This window comes from Pantoea sp. AG1095 (assembly GCF_003208415.1).
GTDB classification, from domain to species: domain Bacteria; phylum Pseudomonadota; class Gammaproteobacteria; order Enterobacterales; family Enterobacteriaceae; genus Pantoea; species Pantoea leporis.
In genome coordinates this window covers 34,590-52,012 of record NZ_QKMJ01000005.1, presented here as the reverse complement: position 1 = coordinate 52,012, position 17,423 = coordinate 34,590, and the positions used below count along the sequence as shown (strand labels likewise).

At 56.3% G+C, this 17,423-nt stretch carries 15 protein-coding genes and 1 tRNA gene; 13 read left to right on the top strand and 3 right to left on the bottom strand.

Annotation, left to right across the window (positions count from 1 at the left end):
- Positions 1-195: 195 nt before the first annotated feature.
- From DEU53_RS12305 to mrdA, 11 genes are all read left to right on the top strand, one after another.
- On the top strand, positions 196-1,299 hold the full coding sequence (locus DEU53_RS12305) for an amidohydrolase (RefSeq protein WP_110867277.1): 1,104 nt from the start codon (positions 196-198) through the stop codon (positions 1,297-1,299).
- A 238-nt stretch (positions 1,300-1,537) separates the two neighbouring features.
- Entirely contained in the window at positions 1,538-3,127 is a 1,590-nt protein-coding gene (prfC, locus tag DEU53_RS12300; protein ID WP_101761823.1) for a peptide chain release factor 3, read from the top strand.
- A gap of 261 nt (positions 3,128-3,388) precedes the next feature.
- On the top strand, positions 3,389-4,003 hold the full coding sequence (gene osmY, locus DEU53_RS12295; protein ID WP_101761824.1) for a molecular chaperone OsmY: 615 nt from the start codon (positions 3,389-3,391) through the stop codon (positions 4,001-4,003).
- Between the two features lie 93 nt (positions 4,004-4,096).
- Positions 4,097-4,258, top strand: coding sequence for a DUF1328 domain-containing protein (locus DEU53_RS12290; RefSeq protein WP_007893192.1), 162 nt, complete (start codon positions 4,097-4,099; stop codon positions 4,256-4,258).
- A gap of 179 nt (positions 4,259-4,437) precedes the next feature.
- Positions 4,438-5,490, top strand: coding sequence for a patatin family protein (locus DEU53_RS12285; protein ID WP_110867276.1), 1,053 nt, complete (start codon positions 4,438-4,440; stop codon positions 5,488-5,490).
- Complete coding sequence (locus DEU53_RS12280; protein WP_110867275.1) at positions 5,487-6,266, top strand: TatD family hydrolase; 780 nt, start codon at positions 5,487-5,489, stop codon at positions 6,264-6,266. The genes DEU53_RS12285 and DEU53_RS12280 overlap by 4 nt, the downstream gene beginning before the upstream one ends.
- A 291-nt stretch (positions 6,267-6,557) precedes the next feature.
- Complete coding sequence (gene deoC / locus DEU53_RS12275) at positions 6,558-7,337, top strand: deoxyribose-phosphate aldolase (protein ID WP_110867274.1); 780 nt, start codon at positions 6,558-6,560, stop codon at positions 7,335-7,337.
- A 157-nt stretch (positions 7,338-7,494) separates the two neighbouring features.
- The gene (gene deoA / locus DEU53_RS12270) at positions 7,495-8,817 is read left to right on the top strand and encodes a thymidine phosphorylase (protein WP_101761828.1); all 1,323 of its coding nucleotides are present in this window, start codon (positions 7,495-7,497) and stop codon (positions 8,815-8,817) included.
- Between the two features lie 94 nt (positions 8,818-8,911).
- Entirely contained in the window at positions 8,912-10,135 is a 1,224-nt protein-coding gene (gene deoB / locus DEU53_RS12265; RefSeq protein ID WP_101761829.1) for a phosphopentomutase, read from the top strand.
- A 33-nt stretch (positions 10,136-10,168) separates the two neighbouring features.
- On the top strand, positions 10,169-10,882 hold the full coding sequence (deoD, locus tag DEU53_RS12260) for a purine-nucleoside phosphorylase (RefSeq protein WP_008103284.1): 714 nt from the start codon (positions 10,169-10,171) through the stop codon (positions 10,880-10,882).
- Between the two features lie 221 nt (positions 10,883-11,103).
- On the top strand, positions 11,104-12,978 hold the full coding sequence (gene mrdA, locus DEU53_RS12255; RefSeq protein WP_101761830.1) for a penicillin-binding protein 2: 1,875 nt from the start codon (positions 11,104-11,106) through the stop codon (positions 12,976-12,978).
- 74 nt (positions 12,979-13,052) lie between these two features.
- On the opposite strand, the gene DEU53_RS23285 is transcribed toward mrdA, so the two are convergent.
- Positions 13,053-14,375 carry a PAS domain-containing methyl-accepting chemotaxis protein gene (locus tag DEU53_RS23285; RefSeq protein WP_110867273.1) on the bottom strand — a complete coding sequence of 441 codons (1,323 nt, stop codon included), beginning with the start codon at positions 14,373-14,375 and terminating at the stop codon, positions 13,053-13,055.
- A 193-nt stretch (positions 14,376-14,568) separates the two neighbouring features.
- On the opposite strand from DEU53_RS23285, the gene DEU53_RS12245 reads away from it, so the two are divergent.
- A tRNA-Phe gene (locus tag DEU53_RS12245) sits at positions 14,569-14,644 on the top strand.
- 57 nt (positions 14,645-14,701) lie between these two features.
- On the opposite strand, the gene DEU53_RS23005 is transcribed toward DEU53_RS12245, so the two are convergent.
- Positions 14,702-14,851 carry a hypothetical protein gene (locus tag DEU53_RS23005; RefSeq protein ID WP_158527635.1) on the bottom strand — a complete coding sequence of 50 codons (150 nt, stop codon included), beginning with the start codon at positions 14,849-14,851 and terminating at the stop codon, positions 14,702-14,704.
- A gap of 55 nt (positions 14,852-14,906) precedes the next feature.
- Here DEU53_RS23005 and DEU53_RS12240 point away from each other — a divergent pair, with 55 nt between their 5' ends.
- Positions 14,907-15,365 (top strand): GNAT family N-acetyltransferase, encoded by a 459-nt coding sequence (locus tag DEU53_RS12240; RefSeq protein WP_110867272.1) that lies wholly within the window; start codon positions 14,907-14,909, stop codon positions 15,363-15,365.
- A gap of 6 nt (positions 15,366-15,371) precedes the next feature.
- Here DEU53_RS12240 and DEU53_RS12235 read toward each other — a convergent pair whose 3' ends face one another.
- Positions 15,372-17,414 (bottom strand): pyridoxamine 5'-phosphate oxidase family protein, encoded by a 2,043-nt coding sequence (locus DEU53_RS12235; protein WP_110867271.1) that lies wholly within the window; start codon positions 17,412-17,414, stop codon positions 15,372-15,374.
- Positions 17,415-17,423: the final 9 nt, after the last annotated feature.

The following is a 17,423-nucleotide window of genomic DNA, read 5'->3' as shown; positions in this document are numbered from 1 at the left end:
TGCATCAATCTATACTTTTTTGTGAAGGTTTTTTCGCAAAAAGGTTGAATTTATCTTATTGATTGTAAATGGAATTATTCCACATGTTGAATGCGAGGAGTTCTCATTTTTGACTAATTTTCATTCACGCTGGATTGATTATAGCTGCGCATCGGGCGATGCTGAGGCTTGCCTTTACTTGTCAGGAGCTTAGCGGTGTCGAACGTCTTAGAGCATTACCATTTTCTGCATGAAATTCCCGAACTGGGTTTTCAGGAATTCAAAACCTCTGCTTATATTGCCGAACAGCTGGAAAGCGCCGGAATTAAGGTGACGCGCGGCATCAATAACACCACTGGCATGGTGGCGGAAATCGACAGCGGCGTGCCCGGTCCGGTGCTGGCGCTGCGTGCGGATATGGATGCGCTCGGCCATATCATTGATGGCGTAGCCTGTGCGCGTCACACCTGCGGCCACGATGGCCATTCGTCGGTGGTGCTGACGGCAGCGCAAGAGCTGATGAAAGAGGGCGCGATCAAGAAAGGGCGGCTAAAGCTGCTGTTCCAGCCGGCGGAAGAGCTCGGTGCGGGTGCGCTGGCGATGATTGAGGGCGGCGCGCTGGAGGATGTGGAGATGATTCTCGGCTTCCATGTGCGTCCGCTGGAAGAGTGTCATGTGGGACAGGCGACGCCAGCGGTGATTTACTCTGCCTGCAGCACGCTGGAAGCCACCATCAAAGGTGCACCGGCGCATGCGGCGCGTCCGCATTTGGGCGTCAACGCGCTGGATGCGGCGGTGCAAGCGGTACAGGCCGTCAACGCCATCCATCTGCCGCCGGGTTTGACCTGGAGCGTGAAAGCTACACGCTTTCTGTGCGATGCGGGCGTGACCAACTCGGTGCCGGATGAGGCGCGCGTGGTGTGGGATCTGCGTTCGCAGGAAAACGCGCCAATGGCGGTGCTGAAAGAGAAAGTCACGCTGGCGATTCAGCACAGCGTGGCGGCGCTGGGTGCCACGGCCGACGTGGTGGTGCTAAAAGAGATGCCGGCGGCAGAAATTCATGAAGAAGCCACGGCGGTGATTCGCGCGGCGATTGTCGACGTGCTGGGCGACGCCGGTTTGCTGGATACCAAAACCACGCCGGGCAGCGAAGATTTCTTCTATTACCCGGTGAAAAACCCGCAGGTGAAAGCCGGTTTCTGGGGATTGGGAACCAATCTGGTGCCGGGTTTACATCATCCTGAGATGCGCTTTGAGCTGAGCTCGCTGGAGATTGGGGTGAAGATCTTCAAGGCGGCAGTGGTGCGGGTGTTGGGGTGATTAGAGGGTTAGGGTGAGGGCTAATAGGGCACCGATTCCCCCTTTCTGCGAAATATTGTATGCTATGCCGCCTCAATGCTGACGGGATTCAGGACTGCCGCCAATGTAGATCGCACACCTCTTGCTGTGAACCGACGCCACTGCGTCGCCATTGGCCGCGTTATCCTGCGGAATGACCTCGAAACGATTTATTCGCAGCGCGCTGTCCGCGTGTTGCCCTTGAAGAAGAATTCACTCAATGTCTAATGCCTCCTTTTTAGAAGAAGTGGCGCGCCGCCGTACCTTTGCGATCATCTCGCATCCGGACGCCGGTAAAACCACAATCACCGAAAAAGTGCTGCTGTTCGGACAGGCGATTCAAACCGCCGGTACCGTCAAAGGCCGCGGCTCCAACCAGCACGCGAAATCGGACTGGATGGAGATGGAGAAACAACGTGGTATCTCCATCACCACCTCGGTGATGCAGTTCCCGTATCGCGACAGCCTCGTGAACCTGCTGGATACGCCAGGACACGAAGACTTCTCTGAAGATACTTACCGTACGCTGACGGCGGTTGACTGCTGTTTGATGGTGATCGACGCCGCGAAAGGTGTTGAAGATCGCACCCGCAAGCTGATGGAAGTGACGCGCCTGCGCGATACGCCAATCATCACCTTTATGAACAAACTCGACCGTGACATCCGCGATCCCATGGAGCTGCTGGATGAAGTGGAGAGTGAGCTGAAAATCGCCTGCGCACCTATTACCTGGCCGATTGGCTGCGGCAAGTTGTTCAAAGGGGTTTATCACCTCTACAACGACGAAACTTACCTGTATCAAACCGGTAAAGGCCACACCATTCAGGAAGTGCGCATTGTTAAGGGGCTGGCGAATCCAGAACTGGATGCCGCAGTAGGCGAAGATCTGGCACAGCAGCTGCGCGATGAGCTGGAGCTGGTGCAGGGCGCTTCGCACGAGTTCGATCAGGAGCTGTTCCTGAGTGGCGAAATCACGCCGGTGTTCTTCGGCACCGCGCTGGGTAACTTCGGCGTTGATCATATGCTGGATGGCCTGGTTAGCTGGGCGCCGCGTCCAATGCCGCGCAACACCGACGCGCGTTTGGTGGAAGCAAAGGAAGAGAAATTTAGCGGCTTCGTGTTTAAGATCCAGGCAAACATGGACCCGAAGCACCGCGACCGCGTCGCCTTTATGCGTGTGGTATCCGGCAAGTACGAAAAAGGCATGAAGCTGCGTCAGGTGCGTACCGGTAAAGATGTGGTGATTTCCGATGCACTGACCTTTATGGCTGGCGACCGTTCGCACGTAGAAGAAGCCTATCCGGGCGACATCATTGGTCTGCACAACCACGGCACCATTCAGATTGGCGACACCTTTACGCAGGGTGAAAACATGAAGTTCACCGGCATTCCGAACTTCGCGCCAGAGCTGTTCCGCCGTATCCGTCTGCGCGATCCGCTGAAGCAGAAACAGCTGCTGAAAGGGCTGGTTCAGCTGTCGGAAGAGGGCGCGGTGCAGGTGTTCCGCCCGGTACACAACAACGATCTGATTGTGGGCGCGGTCGGTGTGCTGCAGTTCGAAGTGGTGGTCGCGCGCCTGAAAAGCGAATACAACGTTGAAGCGATCTACGAAGCCATCAACGTCTCAACCGCTCGCTGGGTTGAGTGTGATGATGCGAAGAAATTCGACGATTTCCAGCGTAAAAACGAAGTAAACCTGGCGCTCGATGGCGGTGATAACCTCACGTATATCGCGCCAACCATGGTGAACCTCAACATCACTCAGGAACGCTATCCTGACGTGAGATTCCGCAAAACGCGCGAGCACTAATCGCCGTTACCAGCAGGGCCTGTGATTTTCACTGGCCCTGTTTTGTTTGTTACAGACTCCTCCTAATTCCGCTGTTTTTTTCTCTTTTTGGCGATATATCAACCACAAGAGCCAGCAAAAGCTGTAATCCCTACTACTATTATCCTGTCGGACGAGAAAAGAGACCTTGCGGGTTTCATTACGTCCAGTAACTCAGCAACGCCGTTCGTTGCTGGCGCATCCGCGATAACGGATGAGTTAACTGATAGAAGGATGATATCGATGAATAAGACTAAGATTGCTAAAACCCTGATTGCTGCCCTGGCCGGTTCTGCTCTGCTGAGCGGTGCGGCGTTTGCAGATGAATCACTGTCGCAGAAAGCACAGCAAACCTCCGACAGCGCGGGTGCGAAGATCGATAGCTCTATGAAAAAAGTCGATGGTTATATGGATGACAGCGGCATCACGGCTAAAGCCAAAGCGGCGCTGGTGGACGATGACGCAATTAAAAGCACGGATATCTCCGTCAAAACGCACGATGGCGTGGTGACACTGAGCGGCTTCGTGGCTTCTCAGGATCAGGCTGAAAAAGCCGTCGCGCTGGTGCAGAAAGTCGAAGGTGTGAAATCCGTCAGCGACAAACTACACGTTAAAGACAGCAAAAATGCTTCTCTGAAAGGTTATGCGGGCGATACCGCAACCACCAGCGAAATTAAAGCTAAGCTTTTAGCAGATGATATCGTGCCATCACGCAACGTTAAGGTTGAAACCACCGACGGCGTGGTGCAGTTATCAGGGGAAGTGGCGAATCAGGCACAGTCCGATCGTGCTGAGAAGATCGCCAAAGCCATTGAAGGCGTGAAAAGCGTGAAGAATGACCTGAAGGTGAAATCTTAACGCGAGCGACTCGGCACCAGCAGGTGCCGTTTCGTAATAAAAACAAAGGTGTAAATAAGCAGTTCGATTTTCACAATGGTAAAGGAGAGGCTTATGTTTCGTTGGGGTATTATCTTTCTGGTCATCGCTCTGATTGCTGCGGCATTAGGTTTCGGCGGTCTGGCGGGTACGGCAGCATGGGCAGCTAAAATTGTCTTCATTGTCGGTATTATTCTGTTCCTCGTGAGCCTGTTTACCGGGCGCAAACGACCCTGACTACTTGCGTCTCAATAGACGCTAACCCGCGAGTCACCTAAAGCGGAGACCGGTCTTGTGCGGCATACTACGAAGCCGCAACGATTGCAGAAGCAATTGGTCAGGGAACGACAATGACTGGTTCTCCGGGATGCTGCTTCGGCGACTCCCTCAGAGCAAGCAACACTGAGGGACATCCATTGGGCACACGTATTCCGTTGACATTAGGTTCATTCGAACCGCTGGCTTTAACTCCTTTCAAATCAAATAAAATCGCCTTGGTGTGCGAAGGCGGCGGTCAGCGCGGCATCTTTACCGCAGGCGTGCTGGACGAATTTCAACGCGCAGGCTTCAATCCTTTTCAACTGTTACTCGGCACCTCGGCCGGGGCGCAAAACCTGTCGGCTTTTGTCTGTGGCCAGCCTGGCTACGCGCGACGCGTGATCTCCCGTTACACCACCAGCAAACTGTTCTTTGATCCGCTACGATTCGTGCGCGGCGGGCATCTTATCGATCTCGATTGGCTGATCGATATCACTAAACAGGAATTCCCGCTGGCGCTCAACACCGCCGAAGGGCTGTTTGCCAAAGGCAGCGAATTCTATATGTGCGCCTGCCGCAGCGACGATTACCGCGCCGAGTACTTCAACCCGATCAGCACCAACTGGCACGACATCCTAAAAGCCTCCAGCGCGATCCCCGGTTTTTACCGCAGCGGCGTGCAGATGGACGGCGTGAGCTATCTTGACGGCGGCATCAGCGATGCGATTCCGGTACGCGAAGCTGCGCGCCGTGGCGCGGATACCATTGTGGTGATCCGCACCGTGCCGTCGCAGGTGTCCTACACACCGAAGTGGTTTAAACGCATGGAACGCTTTTTGTCCGACAGCGCATTGCAGCCGATGATCAACATCCTGCATCAGCATGAAGAGAGCTATCGCGAGATTCAGCAGTTCATCGAGCAGCCGCCGGATAATCTGCGCATCATCGAAATCTGTCCGCCGAAACCGCTGGCGAGCATGGCGCTTGGCAGCCGCTTGTCATCGCTGAATCAGGATTACCATTTAGGCCGCCGCAGCGGGCGCTATTTCCTCGCCACGCTTGGTCAATGGTTGAGTGATGCTGAGCCGCTGGTGCGTTCAACCACGGTTACGCCGCCGGCCGCCGTGGCGAATGCGCCTGACAATCGCCCGCTGATTACGCCCGCGTTGGCGGAAAACGATGCCGATTTTGATAAAGGCTCGCTGGCATGAAGTTTATCGACACGCATTGCCACTTCGATTTCCCGCCGCTCGTTGATGATGCGCACGCCAGCATTGCACGCGCTGCGCAGGCCGGCGTGGAACGCATCATTGTACCGAGCGTGGATGCCAGCCGTTTCGCGCTTGTGACGCAACTGGCGCAGCAGCATCCGGCGCTATATGCCGCGCTGGGTCTGCATCCAATCAATATTGCTGAGCATCAGGAAGATGCGCACCTTGATGAATTAGCGCGCTGGCTGAAAAAGCCGGATAGCAAGCGTGTGGCGATCGGCGAGATCGGCCTCGATCTCTATATGGACGATGCGCAATTTGCCAAACAGACGCGGCTGCTCGATAAGCAGCTCAAGCTGGCGAAGCAGCACGATCTGCCAGTGATTTTGCACTCGCGCCGCACCCACGATCAATTAGCGCTGCATTTACGTCGTCACGATCTGCCACGTCGCGGCGTGGTACACGGTTTTGCGGGTAGCCAGCAGCAGGCGGAGCGCTTTATTCAGCTTGGCTATGCCATTGGCGTTGGCGGCACCATCACCTATGAACGCGCCAGTAAAACCCGCAACACCATCGCCAACCTGCCGCTCAAGGCGTTATTACTGGAAACCGACGCGCCCGATATGCCGCTGCACGGTTTTCAGGGCCAGCCCAATCGTCCGGAGCGGGCGCGCAATGTGTTTGACGTGCTGTGTCAGTTACGCAGCGAATCCCCTGAAGAGATCGCCGATGCGCTTTGGCATAACAGCCAGCAGCTGTTCGCCTTGCCTGCCTGATTCTCACCCGACAGATTCTGCATTTACGCTGCCTTACGCCTGATTAGCTACATTGATAAAGCTGAGAGTACACTTTTGCGTCCATTTTTGTGATAATAATAACAATGGCCATCACGGCGCATTCCCGCCTGGTTAGCAATTATTTGTGATAATCATCACTAAATAATTGTATTTAAATGACAGGTTTTCTTTTTCATGTGACGTGAGGCGCAATTTAACGTCGCGGTAGTTGTTAGAATTATCACATTCCCCGGTGGGTTGTGCCCGCCGATCTGAATTTTGGAGAGCATCATGACCGACTTGAAAGCAGCAGCACAGCGCGCATTGCAACTGATGGATTTAACCACCCTGAACGAAGACGACACCGACGAGAAGGTGATCGCGCTGTGCCGTCAGGCGAAATCCCCAGCCGGTAACACCGCTGCCATCTGCATCTATCCGCGTTTCATCCCGGCAGCACGTAAAGCGCTGCGCGAGCAGGGCACGCCGGAAATCCACATCGCCACCGTCACCAACTTCCCGCACGGCAACGATGACGTTGAGATCGCGCTGGCTGAAACCCGCGCGGCCATCGCCTACGGCGCTGACGAAGTGGATGTGGTGTTTCCGTATCGTGCGCTGATTGCCGGCAACCGCGATATCGGTTTCGAGCTGGTAAAAGCCTGTAAAGAAGCCTGCGCGGCGGCGAACGTGCTGCTGAAAGTGATTATCGAAAGCGGCGAGCTGAAAGATGAAGCGCTGATTCGTGCCGCTTCGGAAATCGCTATTGATGCGGGTGCCGATTTCATCAAAACCTCCACCGGTAAAGTGCCGGTCAACGCGACGCCAGAAGTGGCGGCGATCATGATGCAAGTGATCCGCGATAAAGGCGTGAAGCAGCAGGTTGGTTTCAAACCGGCGGGCGGCGTGCGCACTGCAGAAGACGCGGCGCTTTATCTGCAGCTGGCGGACGACATTCTGGGTGAAGGCTGGGCGGATGCGCGTCATTTCCGCTTCGGTGCCTCCAGCCTGCTGGCAAGCCTGCTGAATACGCTGGGCCACGAAACCGCGACCAGCAAAGCCGGTTATTAATCTCTTTCGCTGATGGTTTCGCGATTCGTAGCGACGCGATTTATCGCGCTGGTTTTTACGCTTCAGCCCCGACTTAACATCGCGCGATAAATCGCGCCGCTACGGCAGGTGCAAGCTGCCGTAACATTTCAATTTCTATCCCTTCAGGGAGGCAACCGTGTTCCTGCCACAAGAAATTATTCGTAAAAAACGCGACGGCCAGGCGCTGAGTGAAGCGGAGATTCGCTTCTTCATCAACGGCGTGCGCGACAACAGCGTTTCCGAAGGTCAAATTGCCGCATTGGCGATGACCATCTATTTCCATGATATGACGCTCGACGAGCGCGTGGCACTGACTATGGCGATGCGCGACTCCGGCACGGTGCTGAACTGGAAATCGCTGAATCTCAACGGCCCGATTGTTGATAAACACTCCACCGGCGGCGTTGGCGATGTCACTTCGCTGATGCTCGGCCCAATGGTAGCGGCGTGCGGCGGTTATGTGCCGATGATATCCGGGCGCGGCCTCGGCCACACCGGCGGCACGCTGGATAAACTGGAAGCGATTCCGGGCTTTGATATCTTCCCGAGCGACGACCGTTTCCGCCAGATTATCAAAGACGTCGGCATCGCGATTATTGGCCAGACCAACTCGCTGGCGCCGGCCGACAAACGTTTTTACGCCACGCGCGATATCACCGCCACCGTGGACTCCATTCCGCTGATCACCGCGTCGATCCTCGCCAAAAAACTGGCGGAAGGATTGGATGCGCTGGTGATGGACGTGAAAGTGGGCTCCGGCGCCTTTATGCCGACCTTCGAAGCCTCAGAAAATCTGGCACAGGCGATTGTTGGCGTCGCCAATGGCGCAGGTTGTAAAACCACCGCGCTGCTCACCGACATGAATCAGGTGCTGGCTTCTACCGCCGGTAATGCGCTGGAAGTGCGTGAAGCGGTGCAGTTCCTGACCGGCGAGGCGCGCAATCCGCGCCTGCTGGAAGTGACGATGGCGCTGTGCGCGGAAATGCTGATCTCCGGCAAACTGGCTGAGAATGACGCCGATGCGCGCCAAAAGCTGCAGCAGGTGCTGGATAACGGCAAAGCCGCTGAAGTATTTGCCCGCATGGTGGCGGCGCAAAAGGGTCCGGTAGATTTCATCGAGCGCATGGACAGCTATCTGCCCGCGCCAACGCTGAGCAAAGCGGTATACGCCGATGGCGCCGGTATCGTCAGCGCAATGGATACGCGTGCGCTCGGCATGGCGGTGGTTGCGCTCGGCGGGGGGCGCCAGCGCGCCAGCGACAGCATTGATTACAGCGTGGGCTTGAGCGACGTGACCACGCTCGGCACGCAGATTGACGCGCAGCGTCCGCTGGCAATTATCCACGCCGCGTCGGAAGCGCAGTGGCAGCAGGCCGCCGCCGCCGTTAAAGCAGCCATCACGCTGAGCGATACTGCGCCAGCGATCACGCCGGTAGTTTATCGTCGCATTAGCGAATAACTGGCGCTTCTTCGTGCCAGGCAGCGGCCGTTCGGGTATACTGATCTGATCGCTTTTTTTTGACTTGTCATCGCGCATTGCGCAGGAGACTTGCATGAAACGTGCTTTTATTATGGTTCTCGACTCCTTCGGGATCGGCTCCAGCAAAGACGCCGATAAATTCGGTGATGAAGGATCGGACACGCTCGGCCATATCGCCGAAGCCTGTTTCGAAGGCCGCGCCAATGAAGGTCGCGAAGGCCCGCTGCACTTACCGAACCTGACCAAACTGGGCCTCGGCAAAGCGGCTGAGCTCTCTACCGGTCGTTTCCCGCCAGGCCTCGATCCCAACGCGGAAATCATCGGTGCGTATGCTTACGCCAGCGAATTGTCGTCCGGTAAAGATACGCCGTCGGGCCACTGGGAAATCGCCGGCGTGCCGGTGCTGTTTGATTGGGGCTACTTCAGCGATAAAGAGAACAGCTTCCCGCAGGCGCTGCTGGATACTCTGGTGAAACGTGCCGATCTGCCGGGATATCTCGGTAATTGTCACTCATCGGGCACGGTGATCCTCGACCAGCTCGGCGAAGAGCACATGAAAACCGGTAAGCCGATTTTCTACACCTCGGCGGATTCGGTTTTCCAGATTGCCTGCCATGAAGAGACCTTTGGCCTTGATCGTCTGTACGAACTGTGTGAAATCGCCCGTGAGGAGCTGACCAATGGTGGCTACAACATCGGTCGCGTGATTGCGCGTCCGTTCGTGGGCGACAAAGCGGGTAACTTCGAGCGTACCGGCAACCGTCACGATCTGGCGGTGGAGCCGCCTTCAGCGACCATGCTGAAAAAACTGGTCGATGAGAAGGGCGGTGAAGTGATTTCGGTGGGTAAAATTGCCGATATCTACGCCGAGCAGGGCATCACGCAGAAAGTCAAAGCCACCGGCTTAGACGCGCTGTTCAACGCTACCATCGAGCAGATGAAGAAAGCGCCAGATACTTCGATTGTGTTCACTAACTTCGTTGATTTTGACTCAACGTGGGGACATCGTCGCGATATCGCCGGTTATGCGGGCGGACTGGAGTTGTTCGATCGTCGTTTGCCAGAGCTGATGGAGTTGGTGAAAGAGGGCGACATTCTGATCCTCACCGCCGATCACGGCTGCGATCCAAGCTGGAAAGGCACCGAGCACACGCGTGAGCACATTCCGATTCTGATCTATGGCCCGAATGTGAAGCCAGGATCGCTGGGATACCGCGATACCTTCGCGGATATCGGTCAGACCATCGCAAAATATTTTGGCCTGTCCAGCATGGACTACGGCAAGAGCATGCTGTAAAACAGCGCCCCAAATTTAATAAGGAAAATAACCATGGCAACGCCTCATATTAATGCAGAAATGGGTGATTTCGCGGACGTCGTGCTGATGCCAGGCGATCCGCTGCGCGCAAAGCACATTGCGGAAACCTTCCTCGAAGATGTGGTGGAAGTGAACAACGTGCGCGGCATGCTGGGTTACACCGGGACTTATAAAGGCCGCAAGATTTCGGTGATGGGTCACGGCATGGGCATTCCATCCTGCTCGATCTACACCAAAGAGCTGATCACCGACTTCGGCGTGAAGAAGATTATCCGTGTCGGTTCTTGCGGCGCAGTGCGCGCAGACGTGAAACTGCGCGACGTGGTGATTGGTATGGGTGCCTGCACCGATTCCAAAGTGAACCGCATGCGCTTCAAGGATCACGACTTCGCGGCGATTGCTGACTTCGACATGGTGCGTAACGCCGTGGATGCCGCGAAAGCGCTGGGCGTTGATGCGCGCGTGGGTAACATCTTCTCCGCCGATCTGTTCTATACGCCAGATCCGCAGATGTTCGACGTGATGGAGAAGTACGGCATTCTGGGTGTGGAGATGGAAGCGGCGGGTATTTACGGCGTGGCAGCAGAGTTTGGTGCGAAAGCGCTGACCATCTGTACCGTGTCGGACCACATCCGCACCCACGAGCAGACCACGGCGGCTGAGCGTCAGACCACCTTCAACGATATGATTAAGATCGCGCTGGAGTCAGTGCTGCTGGGCGATTGATTTTTTCCCTCACCCTAACCCTCTCCCGCACGCGGGAGAGGGGACCAGTCGGCGCTTTTTTTCTCCCTCTCCCGGTGGGAGAGGGCCGGGGTGAGGGCACCAGACCGCACCATCCCGTAAACATCTGACACACTTTTACCCAGGCTTGTGCATCTTCGTGCTGGCTCTGAAACAATCTCTGCTTATCATTAGCGTGATAACAAAGAGATTAAGCCCACCTGATGAATTTCCGTAATTTCGAAGCAGAAGAAAAGCTGTTTGCCCGCCGTGCGATTGTCGCTTTTGCCCTGGTTGTCATCTGCTTTACCATTTTAGGCATCAACCTGTATCGCCTGCAGGTCGATCAGCACAGCTATTACCAGACGCGTTCCAACGAAAACGACATCAAAATGATCCCCATCGCGCCCACGCGTGGATTGATCTTCGATCGCAACGGCATTCCGCTGGTGCGCAACGTCAGCTGGTATGACATTCACATCACGCCGTACAAAATCGACAACATGCAGGAAACGCTGAAAGAGCTGACGCCGATTGTCGATCTCACGCCGGAAGAGATTGAAACCTTCGAGCACGAGCTCAAACAGAACAGCCGCTACAAGCCGGTTGAACTGAAAGCGGAACTGACTGACGAAGAAGTCGCGCGCTTCGCCGTCAATCAATTCCGCTTTAGCGGCGTCACCGTCGATACCTATCAGGACCGTGAATATCCTTACGGTGCCGACCTGGCGCACGTGCTTGGCTATGTTTCGAAAATCAACGATAACGACTACAAACGCCTGAACGCAGAAGGCGTTGGCGAGAACTACGCGGCTGACCACAACATCGGTAAGCAGGGCATTGAAGGCTATTATGAATCGCTGCTGCACGGCAAAACCGGCTATCAGGAAGTGGAAGTGGATAACCACGGCCGCATCGTGCGCGTGCTGAAAGAGGTGCCGCCGGTGGCCGGTCAGAACATCACGCTGACGCTCGATCTGCATCTGCAGCAGTACGTCGAGAGTCAGCTCGCCGGGCAACGTGCGGCGGCGCTGATTGAAGATCCGCACGACGGCAGCGTGCTGGCGATGGTTTCCGCGCCGAGCTACGATCCCAATCCGTTCGTCAAAGGCATCAGCTACAAAGCCTATAAAGCCCTGCTGCAGGATAAAGATCTGCCGCTGATCAACCGCGTTACGCAAGGCTTGTATCCACCGGCGTCCACCGTGAAGCCTTATATGGCGATGTCGGCGCTGCTGACCAAAGTCATCACGCCGAGCTTTACCCTATTTGGCGCGCCGACCTGGACGCTGCCGGGCACCGATCGTAAATATCGCGACTGGAAAAAAACCGGTCACGGCATGCTGGACGTCACCAAAGCCATCGAAGAGTCGGCGGACAGCTTCTTCTATCAGGTGGCGTTTATGATGGGCATTGATCGCATCCACACCATGCTGAGCCAGTTTGGCTACGGAAAATCGACCGGCATCGATCTTAACGAAGAGTACGCTGGATTGCTGCCGAGCCGCGAATGGAAGCAGAAGGTGCACAAACACGTGTGGTATCAGGGCGATACCGTTTCGGTGGGCATTGGGCAAGGTTATTGGGTGGCGACGCCGATTCAGATGGTGAAAGCGATGGTGGCGCTCATCAACAACGGGCGTGTGATCAATCCCCATCTGCTGGAGAAATCACAGCGCGGCAAGGAGGTGCAGCTCTACCAGGCAAAACTACCCCAGCCGCAGATTGGCGATGCTAAATCGCCGTATTGGTCGCTGGTGCGCCACGCGATGTTCGGTATGGCGAATGCGCCGAACGGCACCGGCTACAAATACTTTCACACCGCGCCGTACGGCATTGCGGCGAAATCCGGCACCTCGCAGGTATTCAGCCTGAAACAGAATCAGGTGTATAACGCCAAAATGACGCCGATGCGCCTGCGTGACCACATCTTCTACACCGCGTTTGCGCCGTTTAACGATCCCAAAGTGGCGGTGGCGTTGATTCTGGAAAACGGCGGCAACGAAGGCGTCACGGCGGCACCGCTGATGCGCAATATTCTCGACCACATCTTTATGCCGGAAGCCACACCGCCGCCAGTGGCGACGGCGGCGCAGTAAACCATGCGGCCATGGCAGGTTATTGTCATGCCGCATAGTTTGTGGGGTCGCGGTGCATTGCGACCTGCAACGCATCACTCCTCTCGCAATGTCGCGGTAACATGCCCAATCGCGCGTACCACTTCGCTGGAACTGTCACGAATATCCGCCATCATGCCTCCAGCTTCCTTCGCCAACCCCACGCCCTGATCGGCGCGTTTCAGGTTGGAGGCGATACCTTTCAGCGCTTTCTCGGCCAGCGTATGGTTCTGCTGCACCATGTTCTCAATTTCGGTGGTGGCGCGATTGATGTTGGCCGCCAGCGTGCGCACTTCATTGGCCACCACGGCAAAGCTGCGACCATGCTGACCGGCGCGCGCCGCTTCCACCGCGGCGTTCAGCGCCAGCAGGTTGGTTTGATCGGCAATCCGGCGAATACTCTCAACAATGGCGCCAATGCGATCCGACGACTGACTCAGATCGTTGATATCACCAGAAATGCCGTGCAGCTCGCCCGCCAAATCATTCATGGTCTGCACGCTGTTCTCAATCACCGTGGCGCCAAGGCGCGTGCTTTCGCTGGTTTGCAGTGCGGTTTGATACGCCTGCTGCGCCGCGTCGCGCTCTTGCTGATTCTTCTCCACCTGCGCGGTGACATCGGTAGCGAACTTCACCACTTTGTACAGCTCGCCGGTTTCGTTAAACACCGGGTTGTAAGTGGCGCGCAGCCACACCGTTTGGCCGCGTTTATTCACGCGCTGGAACTGGCCGGAGATAAATTCGCCCTGATTCAGCTTGTGCCAGAAGCGGCGATATTCGTCGCTGTTGCGCATCTCCGGCGGGCAGAACTGGCTGTGATGCACGCCGATCACTTCTGACGCGTTATAGCCCATGGTTTTCAGGAAGTTGTCGTTGGTCATCAACACTTCGCCTTTGAGATTGAAGGCGATCACCGCCATCGAACGCTCAATCGCAGTGGTCATGGCGCGCTGCTCTTGCGCGTCCATGATGCGCGCGGTGATATCGCTCGCCAGCTTGACGATTTTAATCACGCGACCGCTGCGATCCTGCACCGGCACGTAATTCGCCTCCAGCCAGATAGGACGGCTGTGTTTCGCCACGCGCAGGAATTTATCGCTGAAGCCTTCGCCGCGATTCAGGCGTCGCCAGAAGTCGCGGTATTGCGGTGAGTTAAGCATATCGGCGGTGCAGAACATGCTGTGATGCTGACCAACAATCTCTTTGAGCGTGTAACCCATACGCTCGAGAAACAGCTCGTTGGCGGTAAGGATCTTCCCTTCTGGGGTGAATTCGACCATGGCGATGGCATCTTGTAATGAACTGAGCGTTGCCTTGCTGTGACCGCGTTTTTGCCACGCAAGGCGTGACAATATTCCTGATGTAATAGTGCTGAACATGGTGGACCTTATTATTGGTATCGGATGTCAGCAAGGTTATCGGCACAAGCGACTAAAAATTCACCTATACCAGCGATAGGCGAATGAATTTTTACCGGTTGGTCTGGAGGTTGCTGTAAAAGGCATCAGTCAGCTGATTTTTGCCGAAAAGCGTTTGACGGTGCCGCGCGAGTAGGGTTTAATGCGCCCCGTTGCCCGGATAGCTCAGTCGGTAGAGCAGGGGATTGAAAATCCCCGTGTCCGTGGTTCGATTCCGCGTCCGGGCACCAACATTCTGAGAACCCAGCTTATGGCTGGGTTTTTGCTTTTCTGGGTTTCAACTCTCTTCATACAAGCATCAATTCCTTGCGCCTGACCCAAGTCTGCGTCATAAAATTCGTCGCCATTCCGATACCTGCACCCAAAGCAATAATCACCAGCAAGCCAAGGTAATTGATGCCGCTGGCGATGCGAATAAAGAATCGCTTGTCGCCCACAACAATCCTTCATAAATTCTCTTACACCCCAACCAAATTAACGTAGGCCGCAGAGATGAGTGAGTTCGTTACAGAGGAGTGGAACAAAGAGGGTTATTTGATCAGCACGGACGAAAATAAACTGGACCTCGCCGCCATACACCGTTATCTCACCACCTCGACATGGGCAGCAGGCATTGATGAAGAGACGGTCAATGCTTCGATACAAAACAGTCTTAACTTTGGTCTTTACCATCAGGGCGAACAGATTGGCTTTGCGCGGTTAATCACGGATTACGCCACCTTCGCTTATCTGTGCGATGTTTACGTGCTCGACGCGTATCAGGGAAACGGCCTGGCACGCTGGTTGATGGCGTGCATTCATGCGCATCCGGTTTTTGCGCGGCTGCGCAGAATTACGCTGTTCACCAGCACGGCGCCGTGGCTGTATGAAAAGTTTGGCTATCAACCGGTTAACCAGCCGAATTACGCGTGGACGATTACCCGGCCTGAGATCTACAAAAACAAAGCGTGATAAATCTCACAGCGCCAGCTGAATCGCCTGCACCTCATCCTCCTGCTGCGCCGGCCGCGCGCAGCAGATCAGCACTTCATCATCCGCCACTTGCGCGCTCGGTGGCGTTGGGTAAGTCACCGCGCCTTGCAGCAGTTTGGTTTTACAGCTGCCGCAATGTCCGGCGCGACAGCTGTACGCTGGGCTCAGGCCACGCGCTTCAGCCAGCTCAAGCAGCGAACCGGTATCCGGCGTCCAACGCGCCTCTTTCAGTGAATCCATGAACTTCACCGGCACCGATTGGGTTGCTATCGGCAACAGCGGTTTTGCTTCTTTAACAATATCGTTGGTGCGCTGCAGCGACGACGGCCCAAAGGCTTCGGCGTGAATGCGATCGTCGGCGATATTCAAGGCGCGCAGCCCGTCGTACAGCGCCTGGGTAAATTGCGGCGGACCGCACAGATAGAAGTCGTAATCGTTAAACGGCAGCACCCGCGAGAGCAGCGCCATATCGATGCGGCCGGCAAAATCGTAATCAACATCCGGTTGTGCATCCGCCGTCTGGCTCAGCACGCGCACTAGCTTCACCGCGCCGTGCGCTGCCGCCAGCAACTGGTCGAGTTCGCGCGCAAAAGGGCGCTCGGCTTTGCTGCGCGCCGACTGGAACAGAAACGTAGGGCGCAGGCGCTGTTTGCGCACTCCTTCGTATATCAGATGTCGCAGCATCGCCAGCATCGGCGTGATGCCCACGCCAGCGGCAAGCAGCACCGCCGGACGCGGTTCGCTGGCGTCGAGAGTAAAATCACCCGCCGGCGCACGCGCTTCCAGCGTATCTCCGGTGTGGAGATGATCGTGCAGGTAGCACGAAACCACGCCATCGCGCTTGACGCTGATGCGGTAAAAATTCTCCGATGGCGCGACCGAAAGCGTGTAGGCGCGCATCAGCGGCTTATCCGTACCGGGCAACTGCAGGCGAATCGGCAGATGTTGACCGGCCAGATGCGGCAACAGACCCGCGCCATCATCCGGCACTAAATGAAACGAGCGGATCGTGGCGCTCTCATCCACCACCTTAATCACCTTGAACGGACGCCAGCGCGATGCCAGATCTGCTGCACGCAGGCGTTCGGCGGCGGCTTGCCAGTCGCCGGTCATCAGCGAACTGGGTGCGACGCCATCCGGCGGCGTTAACCAGCGTAAGGCGAGGGCGGCACGACGACGCACGATACGGCGCGGGCGAAACGTCCACAGCCGCTCGGCACCCTGAAAAGCGGCGATCTCGGGCGAGTCGAGAATCACTTCGGCATCGCCGCTCAGTTGCAGCGTGTCGCCGCTGGCGTAATCAACAAACAGCAATCCCGCTTTGCCATTATGGTGAATGTTGCCCAGCGTGGAGAAAAACAGATTGCCGTTGAAGTCGGGAATGGTCAGCAGACCACTTTCGCTCACGCGCACGAAACCCGGTTTGCCGCCGCGATGCGAGGCATCAACCTGTCGTTCGGCATAGGTGGCGACGTAGAAGGTATCCGCCGCGCCGATGCTGGCGCGCGCGGCATCATCCAGCGCGCTCAGGGTTTCCACCTCACCGCGATAAGGTTCAGCGGGAGGATGTGCAAAGTGAAAGTCACGCAGCTGGATATAGCGCGGGCAGTTGCCAAAACTCTGCTCCACCTGCACGCGAAAACCAGCGCCAATCGCTTGCAGCACGCCGTTCATGCGGTTACGTCGCCGCGTGTGCAGTTCGATGCCGAGCAGCCCAATCGGCGCGCCATCCTGCATGCCCGCCGCCGCGGGATCGCCTTGATGCGGACGCGCCTCGATATCCAGCGTGGTGGCATTGGGCGAGAAGATAAAACCGGGTTGGCCTTCCAGCAGCGTGGCCCACGCATCGCCGTGCGCATCCACGCTGCCCGCCACAATAAACGGCAGCTGCGCGTAGAAGTCGCGGTGTTGATCGGGCATGTGATCGCGGATCACGCGCTGGCCGACGTCCGCCATGCGCTCCGCCACACCCGCCTGTTGCTGAAGCGCAATTTCACCCTGATGCCAAACCGGTAGTTTCTTGCTCATGATGGTGGA